Below are 17978 nucleotides of genomic sequence, written 5' to 3'. Positions count from 1 at the left end.
AATAAAAAATGACAGGATTTAAATCCTGTCATTTTTTTAATTTTATCGAATGTGTAATAATCCTCTAACACTCTTCATTTTATTTCCTAAAACTCGATCCGCAACCCGGCTCCTTAGTACTAAGAATAAGTACACAAAACCACCAGCTGCTGTTGCTAAAATAGAAACAAACAAACTAATCAGTGAACTATTGTAATTAAATATCAATCCGAGTCCAAAGTTAGCTCCGTATACAACAATCAAAGCCACCAAATATGTGATTAGCGCAAACGTTAAAATTTTAACTGAGTTAGTTTTAATATCATCCATTTCCAATCCAAATTCACGTCTAAGAGAATGAATGATTAGATAATTAGCAATTGTAAATCCAACCGTAGTAGCCATCAAAGCACCAAACGCACCGAAAAAGTATACAAGTGGAACTTGAGTAACTAATTTAATGACGGTTCCTACCACAAAATATTTAACAGCCCGCTTGTTCTCCGAAATCCCTTGCATTAATGCAGTTACAACGGTAAATAGTCCCAGACTAATCGAAACAATGGCAGAAAAGGTTAAAACGTCTGCCCCAAGATCCATATTAGCCGTCCCGTAAAAAGTTCGGTTAATTGGTCCAGCAATGGCAGCCATTCCTAATGCTGCTGGAAACATCACAAATTCAAACAAAATCAACGCATTGCTAAGTTGTTTACTAATCGAGTGATTATCACCCTTAGTACGGGCCTCTGATAACAATGGCACTACAGTAATTGCTAAAGCCGATGCTAACGAAACCACAATCATAATTAATTTATTAGCATTAGCGGCAAAAATTGCATAGATATATTGAAGATTAGTATTAGTGTAATTAGTTGCCCAATGCATAATGTTAAAGAATGAGTATTGATCAATTAACTGAAAGATGGTAATGCCAGAACCTAGAATGATAAAAGGAACCGCTTGACTAATAATCTCCTTATAGAGGTCATTAGTCTTAACGTTGATGGCATTATCACTTGAAGCAATCAATCCTTGAAAATGATCACGTCGGCGCCAGTAGTACCAGCCAAGGGCCAGAAAACCAAAGATTGCACCAACAAAGGCCGCAAACGTCGATTGGGTAACGGCCGTTACCCAACTACCATGAATAATCACCATAATGAAAAAAGCAGAGGCCAACATATAAATGACACGTCCTAATTGCTCAACAAATTGAGACATGGCAGAAGGAGCCATCTGTTGGAATCCTTGAAAGTATCCACGGGTCAAACTCATGGCTGGAATGATTAAAATTGCCCATGCCAATGAACGAATAACTGGAATGGCATTTTTTCCACCACTACCAGCTAAGATAGGCGCACAAAAATAAATCAAAAGAGCACAAACAACTCCGGTCACAATTGAAAGCGTAATTCCCTTTTTATAAAGCTTGGCACTCACTCCATACTCATTTAGAGCATTGTAATGCGCCACTTCTTTGGCAACAGCTGAGGGAATTCCAGCAATAGCAATCGTCAGAAATTCACTATAAATATTGTAACCCATGGTATACAACGTATTAGCAAGCGGGAACAATGAAGCTCCAAAAATCAAACGCCAAGGAATAATATAAATGGCACCAAGGATTCGAGAAAGAATGCTACCAATGGTCATCCAAGCTGATCCTTTAACCATCTTACCTTGAGATTTTTCACTATCTTCAATTTCATCTTTTTCTAATTCATCTTGTTCAAACTCGTTGTTCACAAATTTTCCCCTACTTTCACGTTACAAATATAAATTTTAAACATTTCAAAAAATAATATCAAATTTTCCATGAATAACCTTTTTACTTTGCAACAATATTAACGATTTTCTTTGGAACAACGATCACTTTTCTAACCGTCTTCCCATCAAGGAATGATTTAACGTTCTCATCATCTAAAGCAATTTGTTCGGTCTCATCTTTGCCAGCATCGACGCTCACTTTAATATGACCACGCACTTTACCATTGACCTGAACAACTAGTTCAACTTGATCTTCTTGCAGTTTACTTTCATCAGCTTCTGGCCATTGTGAAAGTTCAATTGAGCGATCATGGCCTAATTGTTGCCACAATTCTTCAGCCACGTGAGGAGTAATTGGCGAAAGCAGTTTAATAAAGCCTTCCGCATACTTCTTGGGTAATTTGTTAGCTTTATACGCTTCATTAATGAAAACCATCATTTGTGAAATGGCAACGTTAAAACGCATGTTTTCAAAATCGTCAGTAACTTTCTTAACGGTTTGGTTATAAATCTTATCTAGGCTTCCATCATTATCATCAACAATCACATCACTAAGCGTATTATCATCATTCATGTAAAGACGCCAAATTCGTTTGATCCATCGATTAGCTCCAACAATTCCATCCGTATTCCATGGTTTAGATTCAGAGAGTGGGCCCATGAACATTTCATATAATCGCAGTGTGTCTGCCCCATACTGTTTAACAATGTCATCTGGGTTAACCACATTGCCCTTAGATTTAGACATCTTTTCGTGATTAGTCCCTAAAATCATTCCCTGATTAACTAGTTTCTGAAATGGTTCTTTAGTAGGAACAACCCCTAAATCATAAAGTACCTTATGCCAGAAGCGAGCATAGAGTAAGTGCAAAACTGCATGTTCAGCCCCACCAACGTATAAATCAATTGGAAGCCAGTACTTAAGTTTTTCTGGATCGGCAATCATCTTATCATTATGAGGATCAACGTATCTTAAGTAATACCAAGAACTTCCCGCCCATTGTGGCATCGTGTTAGTTTCTCGCCTTCCGTGACGTCCATTTTTATCGGTAACGTTAACCCAGTCTGTCAGGTTAGCAAGTGGACTTTCACCAGTTCCAGATGGTTGAATGTCAGCAGTCTTAGGTAATCTTAATGGAAGCTGATCTTCTGGGACAAGCGAAGTAGTTCCGTCATCCCAATGGATTACTGGAATGGGCTCACCCCAGTAACGTTGACGACTAAAGATCCAGTCACGTAAACGATAATTAACCTTCTTGTTTCCAGCATGATGGTCTTTTAACCATTCGATAATTTTGTCGATGGCTTGTTTTTTATTCATCCCGTCAAGAAAATCAGAATTAATGTGAACTCCATCACCAGTGTATGGTTCCTCACTAACGTCGCCACCTTCAATAACTGGAATGATTGGCAAATCAAATTTTTTAGCAAAATCAAAATCACGTTGATCGTGTGCCGGAACCGCCATTACTGCTCCAGTTCCATAGTTTGGCAGAACATAGTCTCCAATCCAGATTGGGATTCTTTTCCCGTTAACGGGATTAATAGCGTATGCACCAGTAAATACTCCTGATTTATCCCTATTTAAATCAGTCCGTTCCAAATCAGACTTAGAAGCAATCTTGGCCCGATAATTCTCAACTTCAGATTTCTGCTCTGGCGTCATGATCTGATCAACGATTGGATTTTCTGGGGACAGAACTAAATAGGATACCCCATAAATTGTGTCCGGTCGAGTGGTAAACACTTCGATCTTCTGATCTTCTTCATTGACATCAAATGAAATGCTGGCCCCTACCGAACGACCAATCCAGTTTCGCTGCATTTGTTTAATACTTTCAGGCCAGTCTAAATCATCAAGATCATCAAGTAAGCGATCGGCGTACGCGGTAATCTTTAAAACCCATTGCTTCATGGGCTTTCTGTAAACGTCATAGCCACCCCGTTCGGTTTTTCCGTTGACAACTTCTTCATTTGAAACGACAGTACCACCCATAAAGTCAGGTGCCCAATTAACTTCAATCTCGTCTTCATAGGCAAGTCCCATCTTATATAGTTGTTCAAAAATCCATTGAGTCCACTTATAATAGCTAGGGTCAGAAGTGTTTACTTCCCGGTCCCAATCATAAGAAAATCCTAATGATTTAATTTGTCGTTTAAAATTCTCAATGTTTTTCTTAGTGAAGTCTCGCGGATTATGTCCTGTCTTCAAAGCGTATTGCTCAGCTGGTAAGCCAAAAGCGTCCCAACCAATTGGATGCAACACATTTTTGCCCTGCATCCGTTTAAAACGGGCCATGATATCAGTTGCCGTATATCCCTCTGGGTGACCAACATGAAGTCCTTGACCAGATGGATAAGGGAACATATCTAAAACATAGTATTTATCTTTTTCTTGTTTATCACTGGTTTTAAAGGTTTGATGATCTTCCCAGTATTTTTGCCATTTCTTTTCAATCTTTGAATGATCGTAAGCCATTAAAGTTCACTCCTTAGTAAAAATTGCCATAAAAAAAGCCTATAGAAACACAATTCTATAGGACGAGGATTCCGCGGTACCACCTAAATTTCTCATAAGAGACTCTTGATTCCATAACGCGGAAAACGTTTAACTTTTAATTCGGTTAAAATTCGATGATAAGTTCAATTATTTCAAATCCAAGTTTACATCACCCACTTGGTTTCTGAAAAATGAAATCAATCTAATAGTTCATCTCAACAATATTAATATATGAATAAATAAACTCTACCAAATTTTCTATAAAAAAACAAGCCAATCTTGATTCCTGATATAATGATGATTGAGGTGTTTACAATGAAACTACAATCAGCATTAAATTTTAGTCATACCCTACTTAAAAAAACGGTTAAGCCTGGTGATAATGTCATTGACGGAACCGCCGGATTGGGACATGACACCCTCTTTTTAGCTCAACTTGTTGGTCAAAAGGGAAAAGTCTTTAGCTTTGACATTCAGCAAAGTGCCATTGATGCCACTAACCATCGAATAAACGAAAATGAGGTCCAACCTCAGTGTGAAGTTATTCATGACGGACACGAAAACGTAAAGAGGTACATTAATGATCAACCAATTTCCGCCGCTATCTTTAACCTGGGATACTTACCCACTGGAAATAAAACCATCATAACTAAACCGGCAACAACTCTAAAAGCCGTTTCGGCCATTCTAAATAATTTAACCCCAAATGGCATCATTATTTTAGTTTTGTACTATGGACATCCCGGTGGTAAAGAAGAAAAAAATCAGGTTTTAGACTTTGCAGGTAGCCTTGATCAACATCAATACAACGTCTTGAAATATCAGTTTATCAATCAAATTAATGATCCACCAATATTAATTGCAATTCAAAAACGAACTAAATCATCTTAGTTCGTTTTCTTTTGCATTTTTTTATGATCAAACCAGTTAACAACATACGATAAAATAACCAATAATAGGGCCAAAATAAAGATGTTATGAATCGCTGTATAAAGAATCTCATGAAGAACAGGCAGTACTTTTTCAGAAAGATTTACCGCCGTCTGAGGATTAATTAAAGTATTCATCATTTTTAAACTAGTTCCCGGATGGTTACTTACACCCTTCGCCATAGAAGTATTCATCACAATTCCAAAAATAGAGATCATGATAGTCTGGCCTAGTGTTCTACTCAACGTATTAAATGACGACGCTACCCCCACGTGCTCTGGTGGCACCTCATTTTGAACCGTAACGGTTGATGTCGTAATGGTAATTCCAAATCCAGTTCCTAGAACAGCCGATAGAACAAAGAAAATCCAGAATGGCGTAGTAATTGGTAAAAATACCATACAAATAGCCCCAACTAAAATAAAGGATAAACTAAAATTCATAATTTGTTGTGGCCGGTACTTCAAAATCATCTTCCCCGATACAAAAGAACCAATTAACCAGAGAACCGAACTTGGCGTGATGGCAAAGCCGGCCATGGTGGCTTTCAATCCTAAAATTCCTTGTGTCCAATCTGGAAGATAGACCTCATAACCAAAAATAAACCCACTAATCAACGCGGCAATTAAATTTTGCGTGACAAAAGTCCGACTTTTAAACATTTGAATTGGGATCAAGGGATCAGCAGCACGTTTTTCTTGTTTATAAAATAAGAAACCGCTTACCAGGGCAACAATTAGACATCCAATTACCATGGCCCAATTAATTGGGGCTTCACTTAAAACTTGGAACATATACATTATTGAAAATAAGAGCACGGCAATTAAAACCACTCCCGGGAGATCCATTTTACTTTCAATTTTCCGTTTTGGTTCATGCAAAAATAATGCAATTAAAACAATCGTTAAAATTCCGATGGGAACGTTAATGAAAAAGACCCAGTGCCATGATAGATTATCAACTAAAAAGCCACCAAGTAATGGTGCAACCACGGAAGCAATTCCCCATGCTGAACCATTCAGTCCAACGATCTGAGCTCGCTTTTCAAAAGAATACATGTCGGCAATAATGGTAAATGAAACCGGCATAATCACACCAGCACCAACTCCTTGAACCGCACGCCACAAAATCAAAGTTCCCATACTATTGGACATTCCCGACAGCATGGACCCAATAACAAAAACTACAAGTCCAAAGATAAAGACCGATTTACGGCCTAACTGATCAGCTAACTTGCCATAAATAGGAGTTGCAATTGAGTTTGTCAATAGAAAAATTGAAAAAACCCAGTTCATTAATGAAACTCCGTGAAGATCCCCAACAATCGTAGGCATAGCGGTCGATACAATGGTTCCCTCAACCGCACTCATAAACGTTGCAACAAATAGTGCAATTGTCACAACCTTAACATTTGTTTTACCCTTCATTTTTCATCATCTTTCTAATTGATCAAATAAAAAAGCGACCATTGAAGGTCGTCATTTAAAACTTTATTTAAAATAATCTTGCAGTGCTTTCACCTTGTCAGTATGCTCCCACGGAAGATCCACATCAGTTCTTCCGAAATGACCATAAGCAGCAGTTTGCTTATAAATTGGTCGTTTTAAATCAAGCATCTTAATGATGCCAGCTGGTCGCAAATCAAAGATTTTTCTAATTGCTTCCACTAGTTGATCATTGGAAACTTTCGAAGTCCCAAACGTGTTAACTGAGATAGATACAGGTTCGGCTACCCCGATTGCATATGCCAATTGAATTTCAATCTTTTTGGCAAGCCCAGCTGCTACGATGTTTTTAGCAATGTAACGAGCGGCATAACTTGCGGAACGATCTACCTTCGTGGCATCCTTTCCAGAAAAAGCGCCTCCACCATGATGAGCGGCACCACCATACGTATCAACGATGATTTTTCTTCCCGTCAATCCAGCATCACCTACTGGTCCTCCAACCACAAATTTTCCGGTTGGATTAATTAAATATTTGGTATGATCATCAAGGTATTTGGCAGGAATCGTAGTTTTAATGACCTTCTCAATGACATCTTTTCTAATTTGATCTTGTGTAACATCAGGATCATGTTGAGTACTTAAAACGACAGTATCAACTCGCTTAGGGTTGTCATCTTTATCATATTCGACGGTTACCTCAGCCTTAGCATCAGGACGCAAATAAGGAATTTCATTACTTTTACGCAATTTAGCTAACTTTTGCATTAAGTGATGACTCAATGAAATTGGAAGTGACATTAATTCTGGCGTCTCACTGTCAGCATAACCAAACATAATTCCTTGGTCACCGGCTCCAATCTTATCAAGTGGGTCAACATCCCCGCCACGTGTTTCAACGGACTCATCGACTCCCTGAGCAATATCAGGCGACTGTTCATCAAGTGATACTAAAACAGCAACACTGTCAGCATCAAACCCATATTTAGGGTCATTATATCCAATCTCACGAATGGTATCTCTGACCACTTTTTGAATGTTCACATATGCAGTAGTTGAAATTTCTCCAAATACTAAAACCAAACCCGTAGTAACAGATGTTTCACAGGCAACTCGAGCATCTGGATCTTTTTTTAAAATTGCATCCAAAATTGCATCACTAATCTGATCAGCAACCTTATCAGGATGACCTTCTGAAACTGATTCAGAAGTAAATAAACGCTTCTCTGACATTTTTATTCCCCCTATGATTGGTGGTTACAAGGCAACTTCACTTTCGTGAATCCTATCGGGAATCTGCTCATAACTGTATAATAATAATAACATATTTATAAGTAATTAAAAAGGCTCATAAAATCTCCATTGTACAAATTTCGATAATTGATTAACATAGATTTATCAATATAAAAAGGACACTATTATGAAAACTTTTATTGAAAAGAATCAAACCGCGGTTAAGGCGGTCATCTTATTCGTTTTTATCATTTTAAATACCTTAATCTGGCTATTTGCCTCCCAAGTAGATCTTTTATCAGTTCATTGGACCACTCGGCTAGTAGTTTTAGTGATTTCAGAATTTTTATGGTCCGCTTCTCTATTACTTTTTATCATCCATTATGATCCTCGAATTAATCTCTTATTAAATGTAATTCCAGTGGTGCTAGCATTAATTACGTTATTTCCAATTCTGTTAACCATTTTGTTTGCCATCCTCGGAATTACTAATATTATCGTGATGATTCCCAAATTTAAGTTGGAAAATTATTATGGTTTAGTTTGTTTTTCATTTCTCAATTCAATTGCACCCGTAATTTCTTTTTGTTATCTAGATAATCAATATCTAGAATCAAGTGTTCTAGTCAACGTTGGTATTCTATTCTGTCTATACTGCCTGTTCTTTGTACCCTTCTTTCATCATCGTCTTGAAAGTAAATTGAATTTTATTTTTATTTTGATTTTTGCTGGCTTTTTACTAGCTAATTTTTCAATCGTTAAATGTATTATTTTAATCGCCCTGGTCTTAATTTCATACGGAATTCAGATTTTTAGCGAAAAAGAAACTCCTGAAAATTGTTTGCTTTCATTTATAATCATTGGACTTGCTGCTTTTATATAAAAAATGGACTTCAGATTACTGAAGTCCATTTTTGTTTATTGTAATGAGATAGCATCCAAAAACTCTTTAATTCTTGGTGAAGGATTATTAAAGAATTCATCCTTAGAACCGTCAAAGATCTTTTCACCATTCTCAATAAAAAGCATTTTATCTGCTGATAATTTTGCAAATTCAATGTTATGGGTAATCATGACCATTGATTGACCTTGCTGAGCTAATTCTTCCAGCATTTCTAATACTTGCGTCTCGAGTTCTGGATCAAGTGCACTCGTTGGTTCGTCCAACAGAATGTATTTTGGCTTAACTGCCAGAGCTCTACAAATTGAGATCCGCTGTTGCATTCCACCCGATAACTCATCAGGATAAAAATCAGCGTATTTCTCAAGACCAACTCGCTTTAACAATTCATTTGCTTGTGCAATGGCCTCTTTCTTAGGAACCTTATGAACATGAATTGGAGCAGCTGTGATGTTATCAATCACACGCAAATTAGGAAAAAGATTCCAATTTTGAAACACCATGCTGGTTTGTGCACGGAGTTCTTTACTCTGCTTGCTGGTAATTTTATCAGCATAGTTCAGCGAAAAATTAGGGAAACTAATTATCCCAGAATCTGGATGAACCAACAAATCCAACGAACGAAGTAAAGTTGACTTTCCCGACCCAGAAGGACCAACGATCACGGTTGTTTTCCCCTCTGGAAATTCAGTACTAATATTATCAAGGACCGTCTTTCCGTCATATTTTTTTACGATATCTTTGATTTTAATCATTAGCCTTCATCCCCCTTTAAATATCTTGAAGAACGCTTCTCGAGATAATGTTGAAGGATCGTTAAAATACTGCACAAAATGGCATAGAGAGCAGCTACTTCGGTATACATAAGTAGTGGCTGATAGTTGTGAGCCGCAATCTGTTGACTAACCTGAAACATTTCAGTGATAGTAATTGTACTTGCCAAGGAAGTATCCTTAACTAATCCGATGAATTCATTAGATAGTGGTGGAAGTACAATTCGAGCTGCTTGTGGCAAAATGATATACCAAAGGGTCTGAGTAGTACTAAAACCAAGTGTATAAGCTGCATCCCATTGATCTTGGGGGACTGACATTAAAGCTGAACGAATTGTTTCTGAAGCATATGCACCCGTATTTAATGAAAATCCAATTACAGCAGCTGTAAACGCTGGAATTTCAAAATTAAAACCAGGGATGAAATTTTGCAAATTAGGTAATCCAAAATAAATGATAAACAACTGAACCAACAACGGAGTGGAACGAAAAGCCCACACATAAACATCCGCAATTACCCTTAAAATTCCCCAAATAGATCTAACAAATGCATTTCCATGAGGCTTCAAGAATTTTATTAAGGCAGTCACAATCGCAAGAATCAAACCAAAAAAGAAAGAAATGATGGTTAGCGGAATGGTGTATTTCATCATTGCTTCTAAAAGACTAGGCAATGATGAAATGATAATGTCCCACATAATTCTTTAATCTCCTAACTAAACTAAATATTATTTATCTGTAATATTTTCTCCAAAGTACTTCATTGATAGACGCTTCAAAGTCCCATCTTTTCGAAGTTCATTCAGCGCTTTGTCCATCTGTTTGTTCAATTTAGCGGACTTCTTATTCATCATTGGGGCAATTTCACCTTGAGGAATGATGTTCGTTGGAATTAGTTTAGCTTGTAGATCGGTATCCTTGTGACTAGCATACCAAGTTTGCCATGCTGGTTGAGCATTGATTGCTCCGCTAACTCGTCCTTGATCAATCATTTGCATTGAAGTATTAAATTCTGGTGATGAAACTGGTTTAGCATGAAGCTTTTCGGCGTTGTCCCAGTTGTCAGTTCCTGTTCCTTCGGCAACTTTCTTACCCTTAAAGTCCTGAGCATTCTTGATTGGTGAACCCTTCTTAGTAATCATGATCGACTTTGAGTAGATGTAAGGAGTTGCAAAACGATACTGCTTCTTACGTGAAGGATTAATTGCCATATTGTTAAAGATGACATCGTATGAATTAGAATTTAACCCTTGGATTAATGAGTCCCATCCAGTTAATTTGTATTGAACTTTCATGCCCATCTTCTTAGCAACATCCTTAGCAAGGTCAACTTCAAATCCAGTTAATTTACCGTTTTTATCCTTGTAGGAATAAGGAGCATAAGTTCCCTCCATTCCAACAGTTAACGTGCCAGGCTTCTTAGTTTCTGATTGTTTCCCACAAGCAGTAACAGTTAGTGCTAAAGCAGCAACACCTGTCAGTAAAAGTAACGGCCATCTTTTCTTCATAATTAAAATCCCCATTCATTAAAATATGTTGTACAAAATTAATTAATTCACTATGTTTATTTTACTCTAAAAATTTAAACAGTCAAGTAACTTTCTCATGACGCTACCTCCTAAATTGATCATAAATGAACACAAAAAAGAGGACTGGATCCACCAGTCCTCTCATAACTATAATTATTATAATAAAATAATATCATTTATAGAGAAGTCTTTGAGTGCATACCAAAATTGTCGTTAGATTGTTTTAAATCTTTTTTGCAACAACAAGGTTTACACATAATTACTTCCCCTTTCGTATTCATCAATATGAAATCATAATATTACTATTTCTTTACTGGGTCAATAGTTTGATCTTCAAGATCTGGATCATCATGTTCATCTTTTGGTAAAAGAAGGTTTAAAACAATTCCAATGACAGTAGCTAAAGCTACTCCCGTAAATTGAAAACTTCCGATTTGAATGTAAGCATTTCCAATTCCAATTACCAAAATAACCGACGCAATCATTAAATTACGCTTTTTATCCATGTCTAACTTGTTATCAATCATTACTTTGGCACCATTAGCGGCAATTGTTCCAAACAAGAGAAAACTAATCCCACCAATTACAGGCAATGGCATTTGCATGATAAGAACATTCAATTTGTTTACAAAGGCAAAAATCATTGCAAAAATTGCCGCACCAACAATTACCCAAACACTGTAAACTTTAGTAATTGCCATCACTCCAATGTTTTCACCATAACTAGTTACGGCTGGTCCACCAAGAATTCCAGCAGCAAGGGAGGCTGCTCCATCTCCTGCAAGGGTTCGATTAAGGCCCGGATCTTTGAAGAAATCCTTATGAGTCATTTCGCCTAATACCATTAAATGCCCCATGTGTTCAGTCATTGTTACAAAGGCAATTGGAGCCATAATTAGGATGGCATTCCAATCAAATTTAAAACCCCTTTCGGTTCCAATGAGGTGAAATGGCGGCATTTTAAACCATGGAGCAACCACGATGGCGTGAATATCTACCAATCCACAAGCCACTGAGATCAAATAACCACAAACAATGGCCAATAAAATGGGAATTAAGCCCAAAAAGCCCTTGAGTTTGACGTTAAAGAAAATAGCTAAGAACAGGGTTGCCATCGCGATTCCAAAAAAGACTAAGCTATACTTTCCATGATCCATCATCGCATTTTGGGCAGCACTTCCAGCAAGCGATAATCCAATTACCATCACAATGGGTCCTACTACGACCGGTGGTAAAATCTTATCAATCCAATCAGAACCAATAAATGAAATAATCGTAGCTACAATTACATAAACCAATCCCACCGCTACTACTCCTTGAGAAACTCCAGCAATTCCAGTCGTTTTCATTAGAGCCATCATTGGGGTTACAAATGCGAAACTTGATCCCATGTAGGCGGGAATTTTCCCCTTCGTAATTAAAACATGGAGCAAAGTGCCGATCCCTGATGCAAACAGAGCAATACTTGGACTTAACCCAACTAACAATGGAACGATCACAGTACTACCAAACATTGAAAACATGTGCTGTAAGGAAAGCCCAATCCATTTTAATGGTGTGGGTCGATCATGAATTCCTAATATATAGTCCTTTTTCTGATTCATTTTCTACTGACATCCCTTCTAATAAAAAACTGCCGTCCATTTGGGCAGCAGTTCTCGATTAGATAAAGTTATACAGTTTCACTTTAAAAGTCGAAATCTTGCTGCCTCACTGGACAAACTTAAAGATTCATTTAACTAAAACAATATCTTTTTTATTTTTATTTGTCAATAAAATTTCTAAATCAAAATGATAACGGATCACCTTATGACACCATATTTAACAGACTTTACTCACTATCTAATCCCACATTTAAAACACAAGCACCCTTTAGATCACCCTTAGCAACCCGTTTTAGTGCTTCATCTGCTTTAGCAAGTGGAAATTCAGTTACATCAGGTTCGATGTGTAAACGATCAGCTAAAGTTAAAAATTCTTCACCATCACTTCTCGTATTACTTTCAACACTGGTTAAGTTCTTTTCATGAAAGATATGATCCTCATAACTCATTTGCGGAATATCAGTCATGTGAATTCCAGCTAAAGCAAGGGTCCCACCAGGAGCTAAACTTTCTAGAGCATTAGGAACGGCTTCTCCAACTGGTGCAAAAATAATGGATGAATCTAGAGGAACCGGCGACATATCATAAGTGTTATTTACTGATTTAGCTCCAAGTGACAGCGCAAACTTTTTGGCATCCTCACCTCGAGTAAAAACGTGAACTTCAATTCCTTGATCAATTGCTAATTGAGCAGTGATATGGGCTGAACCACCAAATCCATAGATTCCGAGAGTACCTCCAGCTGGGATGTTGGCTCTCTCGAAAGCACGATAACCAATAATTCCCGCACAGAGAAGTGGGGCAGCTCTGAGTGAATTAAACCGTTCTGGAATTCGATATGCAAATCCCTCAGGAACGGTCGTATATTCTTCATATCCACCATCATGGTCCCATCCCGTGTACTTAGAATATGGGCATAAGTTTTCTCTGCCAGAACGACAATATTTACATACCCCACAGGTCTTTCTTAACCATGGAATTCCAATTCGTTCACCGATTTTAAATCTGCGAGTATGAGGACCATTTTTAACTACTTTGCCAATAATTTCATGACCAGGTGTTAAATTCTTCTTATGAACTGGAAGATCACCTTCGGTAACATGAAGGTCTGTGTGACAAACTCCACATGTCAATACTTTAACGAGGACCTCACCGTCACCCGGCGTTGGTACTTCTTTTCTTACGTACTTCAATGGTGATTTATCACCATTAATTGGGCCTGGTTTAACGATCTCCCATGCATTCATGATTTTAGGAATATTAATCTTAGTTTCTTCTACCATTACAATTCCCTCCTCAATTAATCTTCGCGTTCATCGTATCACAAGACAATTTAAAATAAAGTAATCTAACTAAGAACTAATCAAAATAAATCTGAATTTTTTCAGGTTGCTTTTGAACCAATATTTTCCCATTTCTAATTGAATATAAGAGTGTTTTTCTTTCATTAATTTCATTATAAAAATTATCAGTATCAAAAATTAAAAAGCTAGCTGGTTTCCCCTCATCGATCCCATAATGATCACTTACATGAAGTGTTTTAGAAGCATTAGTGGTAACTAACTTATATGAATCCATAATTTGATGATAACCCATCAATTGACTTGCTAGGATTCCAACGTAAAGTGCATCAAGCATATTACCATTTCCCATGGGATACCATGGATCTTTAATATCATCTTCACCAAATGATACGTTAATTCCATGCTCTAAAAGTTCTTTCACTCGGGTTAAACCACGTCGTTTCGGATATGTATCAAAACGTCCTCCTAAATGCATATTAACCAACGGATTAGCTACCATATTAATTTGAGACATCCTTAGTAACCGCATGAGTTTGTCGGCGTAAGCGTCATTATAAGATCCAAGAGCGGTGGTATGACTAGCAGTTACTCGATCCTTCATTCCAGATTCATAGGCTAAGGTAGCAAGAACCTCTAAATTTCTGGAATTGGGATCATCAATTTCATCACAATGAACATCAACCAATCGATCATATTTTTCAGCTAAATTCATTAAAAACTCTAATGAATCGCGCCCATAATACTGATTAAATTCATAATGAGGAATTCCACCCACAGCATCGACACCCATTTTAACGGCTTCTTCAAGTAATTCCTTCCCATTAGGAAAAGAGAGAATCCCCTCCTGAGGAAAAGCAACTAGTTGTAAGTCAATGAAGTCAGACACTTCTTCGCGTACTTCAAGTAACGCTTTAAGGGCGGTAAAATTGGGATCAGTCGTATCAACATGACTTCGGACAAATTGAATTCCATGTTTAGCTTGATTTTTTAGGGTTTGGATGGCACGACTTTTTACATCTTGTGCAGATAAACTCTTCTTTCGATCGGCCCAAATGGAAATTCCTTCAAATAATGTCCCACTTTCATTAAAACGTGGTTCCCCTGATGTCAGGGTTGAATCTAAATGAACATGTGAATCGACAAATGGCGGAATAATTAGTTTTCCATTGGCATCGATAACTTTTTCTTCTGGATCATCAATGTGATTAGCAATTCGTTTAATTTTTCCGTCCTTAATTAAAAGATCCTGCTTTTGCTTAGAATTTTCAATATAACCTTGTTTAATAATCATCTTAATTGCCTCGTCTTTCTGAAATACGACCAATCACATAGTAAAGAATTGCAATAACTCCCATCACAATAAATGTGGCTCCAATGGTATTTTTTATAATTGAAACGTTTTTTAAAGCTAAGTATAGCAAAACACCTAAAACCCAAAGTCCAAAAGCAAACCAATTTACACCATGACTATACCAAAATTCTCCCTTGGGATCACCAAATGAACTCAAATTATAATCACGATCATTAAGTAAGAAATAATCAACTAGCATAATTGAAATAATTGGACCTAAAAACATCCCAATATAATCTAGAAAAGCGGTAAAAGCTGATAGGAAACTGCCACTTAAAAGAGGAATGAAAGTTAAAGCCATCGCCACAATCGTTACAATTAATAAAGAATGTTTCAAAGTTATTTTATGATTCATATTGGTTAAAGCAGAACCAGCAGCCTGAAGATTAACGGCATTAGCAGTCATACTAGTCAAAACAATTACAATCATTGCAATTATTCCTAACCCTAGTTTATTTGCCACTGTACTTGGGTCAGAATTATTAGGATCATAAACCCCAGACGTAATGGCAATACTAATTGTGGTACATAATCCAATTGAAGCAAAACTCACGGCACCAAGTAAAGCACCCCAAAATGGTGCACTTGTTGAAACTTTTTTCTTATTGGTAAATCGTGTGAAATCAGCTCCACTAGTTACCCACGCCAAGTTAAATGCGGCTAAACTATCAATGGCAGCTCCAAATGGCATTTGATCTTTCTTAGGAACTACCCAATGAGATAATTGAGAAAGTGAGACGTCTTTAAAGACGGCTATTGCTTCCCATATTACAAAAATAATGACAAGAATGATTCCAACTCTTTCAATGATTCTAATGGATCGTTGTCCCGCGATAACACTTAGAATATGTAAAATACTCATAACTAAAATTCCAATTACCAATCCGAACGTGCCACCCGGTTTTCCGAAAATTGGCCACCCAAAGAACGTGTTAAAAATATATGATAATGACGTAGCCGCAATGAATGTATTAACAGCTGTCCATCCCATAAACATGACTAGATTAATGACAGAAGGAATGATACTTCCTCGGATTCCAAAGGTTGCTCGACTCAACGTAGTAGTTGATAAACCCGTTTGGTATCCTTCATATCCAATTAAACTAAGAAACAGATAAGAAACAACGGAGGCAAGCACTAGAGCACTAAATCCACCCCAAAGTCCACAGGCGGCAATAATTCCACCAATAAACCACGTTCCATTATTAGCATTGGCACCAAACCAGTTTGCAAACATATCCCAGTAACCCATATTCCGTTCACTCATGGGAATTGGATGAACCTCATATTTATTATCTTGCGCCATTCTTCTCCTCCTTAACTTATAATTAAAGTATTACATTGCTTTAATTATAGTAATCCACAAGATAATTGAAAAGGTAAAATTCATTGATGAAACAATAATTGGAATTCTAAAAGGAAGAGCGTATCATAAATAATAGTTTAATTAAGGAGTGATAATTATGCTTGGAAGCCGCGAAGCTAGAATTAAACGCGATAAATTAAGAATTAAAAAGCAAAAGCTTAAATTAAAGAAACAAAAGTTAAAACTTAAAAAGCTCAAAATAAAGTTAAAAAATAAAAGAAAATAGAGAGCACCATTTCTGGTGTTCTCTATTTTTATATACGAAACCATATATTATAATTTTGGACACAAAAACAGGTCTAAGCCCGGGCAGTTAAATAAATTAACAACAATGAAGGATCAACAGAACCTTAATGTACTCGGACTCATCCCTGCATCATTAGTATATGCTATATTCATCAAAATTAGCAAGCAAAACGACTGAAAGATAATTACTATTTCAACCTTAAACACTCCTATTTAAATAAAAACAAATTAAATTGAAGATAATAAAAAAGAACATTAGTTTTAAAAAACTAATGTTCTTCTATGTAACTATGTTTATACCGGAGGTGGGGTTCGAACCCACACGATCGCAATGATCACTGGATTTTGAGTCCAGCGCGTCTGCCAGTTCCGCCACTCCGGCATGCTAATGATTGCTAAAGCAGTAAAACAAAGGCGGTAACCGGATTTGAACCGGTGATGAAGGTTTTGCAGACCTCTGCCTTACCACTTGGCTATACCGCCATAAAGGCACTAAGCCTTAAATAACTGCCCTTCCCTACTGGAACCAAGCAATCAAAAGGGCGGTAGGTGGGAATCGAACCCACGCGTGTCGGTACCACAAACCGATGTGTTAACCACTTCACCACTACCGCCATAACATCATAAACAGGGATAGTAGGAATTGAACCCACATCAACGGTTTTGGAGACCGGTATACTACCGTTGTACGATATCCCTATAAATAAAATGGAAGGAAGTGGATTTGAACCACCGAACCCGAAGGAGCGGATTTACGGTCCGCCGCGTTTAGCCAGACTTCGCTATCCTTCCATATAATGGCGCGGGACAGAATCGAACTGCCGACACACGGAGCTTCAATCCGTTGCTCTACCAACTGAGCTACCGAGCCATTGTCTTTTATGACATTTACAATAATAAAACTATTTAATTAATGTTGCAAGGGTTTCTACAACAAACGGTCCGTACGAGACTCGAACTCGTGATCTCCTGCGTGACAGGCAGGCGTCCTGAACCAACTAGACCAACGGACCATATGTTATGGAGGATACAGGGATCGAACCTGTGACC

The 17978-nt window shown here is 37.4% G+C and carries 13 protein-coding genes, 7 tRNA genes, 1 riboswitch and 1 other annotated feature; of the genes, 2 read left to right on the top strand and 18 right to left on the bottom strand.

Annotated elements, in window-relative coordinates; translation table 11 throughout:
* Positions 1–42 precede the first annotated feature (42 nt).
* Positions 43–1725 carry a putative polysaccharide biosynthesis protein gene (locus tag FC73_RS00100; protein ID WP_010021715.1) on the bottom strand — a complete coding sequence of 561 codons (1683 nt, stop codon included), beginning with the start codon at positions 1723–1725 and terminating at the stop codon, positions 43–45.
* An 82-nt stretch (positions 1726–1807) separates the two neighbouring features.
* Positions 1808–4225 (bottom strand): leucine--tRNA ligase, encoded by a 2418-nt coding sequence (gene leuS, locus FC73_RS00095; RefSeq protein WP_010021716.1) that lies wholly within the window; start codon positions 4223–4225, stop codon positions 1808–1810.
* A 55-nt stretch (positions 4226–4280) separates the two neighbouring features.
* Positions 4281–4474, bottom strand: a binding site (T-box leader).
* Positions 4475–4561: 87 nt separating this feature from the next.
* Here leuS and mnmM point away from each other — a divergent pair.
* On the top strand, positions 4562–5137 hold the full coding sequence (mnmM, locus tag FC73_RS00090) for a tRNA 5-(aminomethyl)-2-thiouridylate-methyltransferase MnmM (RefSeq protein ID WP_010021717.1): 576 nt from the start codon (positions 4562–4564) through the stop codon (positions 5135–5137).
* Here mnmM and FC73_RS00085 read toward each other — a convergent pair.
* A complete protein-coding gene (locus tag FC73_RS00085; protein WP_010021719.1) occupies positions 5134–6603 on the bottom strand; it encodes an MDR family MFS transporter in 1470 nt (489 codons plus the stop codon). The genes mnmM and FC73_RS00085 overlap by 4 nt on opposite strands.
* 63 nt (positions 6604–6666) lie before the next feature.
* Positions 6667–7854 (bottom strand): methionine adenosyltransferase, encoded by a 1188-nt coding sequence (gene metK, locus FC73_RS00080; protein WP_010021721.1) that lies wholly within the window; start codon positions 7852–7854, stop codon positions 6667–6669.
* Positions 7852–7932, bottom strand: a riboswitch (SMK box riboswitch). (Overlaps the previous gene by 3 nt.)
* 109 nt (positions 7933–8041) lie before the next feature.
* On the opposite strand from metK, the gene FC73_RS00075 reads away from it, so the two are divergent.
* Positions 8042–8737 (top strand): hypothetical protein, encoded by a 696-nt coding sequence (locus FC73_RS00075; RefSeq protein ID WP_010021722.1) that lies wholly within the window; start codon positions 8042–8044, stop codon positions 8735–8737.
* A gap of 35 nt (positions 8738–8772) precedes the next feature.
* Here the strand turns inward: FC73_RS00075 and FC73_RS00070 are convergent, their stop codons facing one another.
* From FC73_RS00070 to FC73_RS00005, 14 genes are all read right to left on the bottom strand, one after another.
* On the bottom strand, positions 8773–9510 hold the full coding sequence (locus FC73_RS00070) for an amino acid ABC transporter ATP-binding protein (RefSeq protein WP_010021723.1): 738 nt from the start codon (positions 9508–9510) through the stop codon (positions 8773–8775).
* Positions 9510–10226 (bottom strand): amino acid ABC transporter permease, encoded by a 717-nt coding sequence (locus FC73_RS00065; RefSeq protein ID WP_010021724.1) that lies wholly within the window; start codon positions 10224–10226, stop codon positions 9510–9512. The genes FC73_RS00070 and FC73_RS00065 overlap by 1 nt, the downstream gene beginning before the upstream one ends.
* A 30-nt stretch (positions 10227–10256) precedes the next feature.
* Positions 10257–11036 (bottom strand): transporter substrate-binding domain-containing protein, encoded by a 780-nt coding sequence (locus FC73_RS00060; protein ID WP_010021726.1) that lies wholly within the window; start codon positions 11034–11036, stop codon positions 10257–10259.
* 323 nt (positions 11037–11359) lie between these two features.
* Complete coding sequence (locus tag FC73_RS00055) at positions 11360–12661, bottom strand: uracil-xanthine permease family protein (protein WP_010021728.1); 1302 nt, start codon at positions 12659–12661, stop codon at positions 11360–11362.
* A 227-nt stretch (positions 12662–12888) separates the two neighbouring features.
* Positions 12889–13944 (bottom strand): zinc-dependent alcohol dehydrogenase family protein, encoded by a 1056-nt coding sequence (locus FC73_RS00050; protein WP_010021729.1) that lies wholly within the window; start codon positions 13942–13944, stop codon positions 12889–12891.
* 76 nt (positions 13945–14020) lie between these two features.
* On the bottom strand, positions 14021–15256 hold the full coding sequence (gene codA, locus FC73_RS00045; protein WP_010021730.1) for a cytosine deaminase: 1236 nt from the start codon (positions 15254–15256) through the stop codon (positions 14021–14023).
* A 1-nt stretch (position 15257) separates the two neighbouring features.
* On the bottom strand, positions 15258–16622 hold the full coding sequence (locus tag FC73_RS00040; protein ID WP_010021731.1) for a purine-cytosine permease family protein: 1365 nt from the start codon (positions 16620–16622) through the stop codon (positions 15258–15260).
* 603 nt (positions 16623–17225) lie between these two features.
* Positions 17226–17310: transfer RNA gene (locus FC73_RS00035), tRNA-Leu, on the bottom strand.
* Between the two features lie 30 nt (positions 17311–17340).
* A tRNA-Cys gene (locus FC73_RS00030) sits at positions 17341–17411 on the bottom strand.
* A 58-nt stretch (positions 17412–17469) separates the two neighbouring features.
* A tRNA-His gene (locus FC73_RS00025) sits at positions 17470–17542 on the bottom strand.
* Positions 17543–17556: 14 nt separating this feature from the next.
* Positions 17557–17627 (bottom strand) — tRNA-Trp (locus tag FC73_RS00020).
* Positions 17628–17637: 10 nt separating this feature from the next.
* A tRNA-Tyr gene (locus FC73_RS00015) sits at positions 17638–17720 on the bottom strand.
* A 6-nt stretch (positions 17721–17726) separates the two neighbouring features.
* Positions 17727–17799: transfer RNA gene (locus FC73_RS00010), tRNA-Phe, on the bottom strand.
* 67 nt (positions 17800–17866) lie between these two features.
* Positions 17867–17941, bottom strand: a tRNA-Asp gene (locus FC73_RS00005).
* Positions 17942–17978: the final 37 nt, after the last annotated feature.

This window comes from Fructilactobacillus fructivorans, from assembly GCF_001434095.1.
In the GTDB taxonomy this organism is placed as follows: Bacteria; Bacillota; Bacilli; order Lactobacillales; family Lactobacillaceae; genus Fructilactobacillus; species Fructilactobacillus fructivorans.
The sequence above is the reverse complement of the archived record's forward strand: the minus strand, read 5'-3'. Positions and strand labels throughout refer to the sequence as shown.

What these genes read in the sequence shown, in the direction of transcription:
- leuS (WP_010021716.1), bottom strand. Translation starts at nt 4,225, where the DNA reads ATGGCTTACGATCATTCAAAGATTGAAAAGAAATGGCAAAAATACTGG.
- mnmM (WP_010021717.1), top strand. Translation starts at nt 4,562, where the DNA reads ATGAAACTACAATCAGCATTAAATTTTAGTCATACCCTACTTAAAAAA.
- FC73_RS00085 (WP_010021719.1), bottom strand. Translation starts at nt 6,603, where the DNA reads ATGAAGGGTAAAACAAATGTTAAGGTTGTGACAATTGCACTATTTGTT.
- metK (WP_010021721.1), bottom strand. Translation starts at nt 7,854, where the DNA reads ATGTCAGAGAAGCGTTTATTTACTTCTGAATCAGTTTCAGAAGGTCAT.
- FC73_RS00075 (WP_010021722.1), top strand. Translation starts at nt 8,042, where the DNA reads ATGAAAACTTTTATTGAAAAGAATCAAACCGCGGTTAAGGCGGTCATC.
- FC73_RS00070 (WP_010021723.1), bottom strand. Translation starts at nt 9,510, where the DNA reads ATGATTAAAATCAAAGATATCGTAAAAAAATATGACGGAAAGACGGTC.
- FC73_RS00065 (WP_010021724.1), bottom strand. Translation starts at nt 10,226, where the DNA reads ATGTGGGACATTATCATTTCATCATTGCCTAGTCTTTTAGAAGCAATG.
- FC73_RS00060 (WP_010021726.1), bottom strand. Translation starts at nt 11,036, where the DNA reads ATGAAGAAAAGATGGCCGTTACTTTTACTGACAGGTGTTGCTGCTTTA.
- FC73_RS00055 (WP_010021728.1), bottom strand. Translation starts at nt 12,661, where the DNA reads ATGAATCAGAAAAAGGACTATATATTAGGAATTCATGATCGACCCACA.
- FC73_RS00050 (WP_010021729.1), bottom strand. Translation starts at nt 13,944, where the DNA reads ATGGTAGAAGAAACTAAGATTAATATTCCTAAAATCATGAATGCATGG.
- codA (WP_010021730.1), bottom strand. Translation starts at nt 15,256, where the DNA reads ATGATTATTAAACAAGGTTATATTGAAAATTCTAAGCAAAAGCAGGAT.
- FC73_RS00040 (WP_010021731.1), bottom strand. Translation starts at nt 16,622, where the DNA reads ATGGCGCAAGATAATAAATATGAGGTTCATCCAATTCCCATGAGTGAA.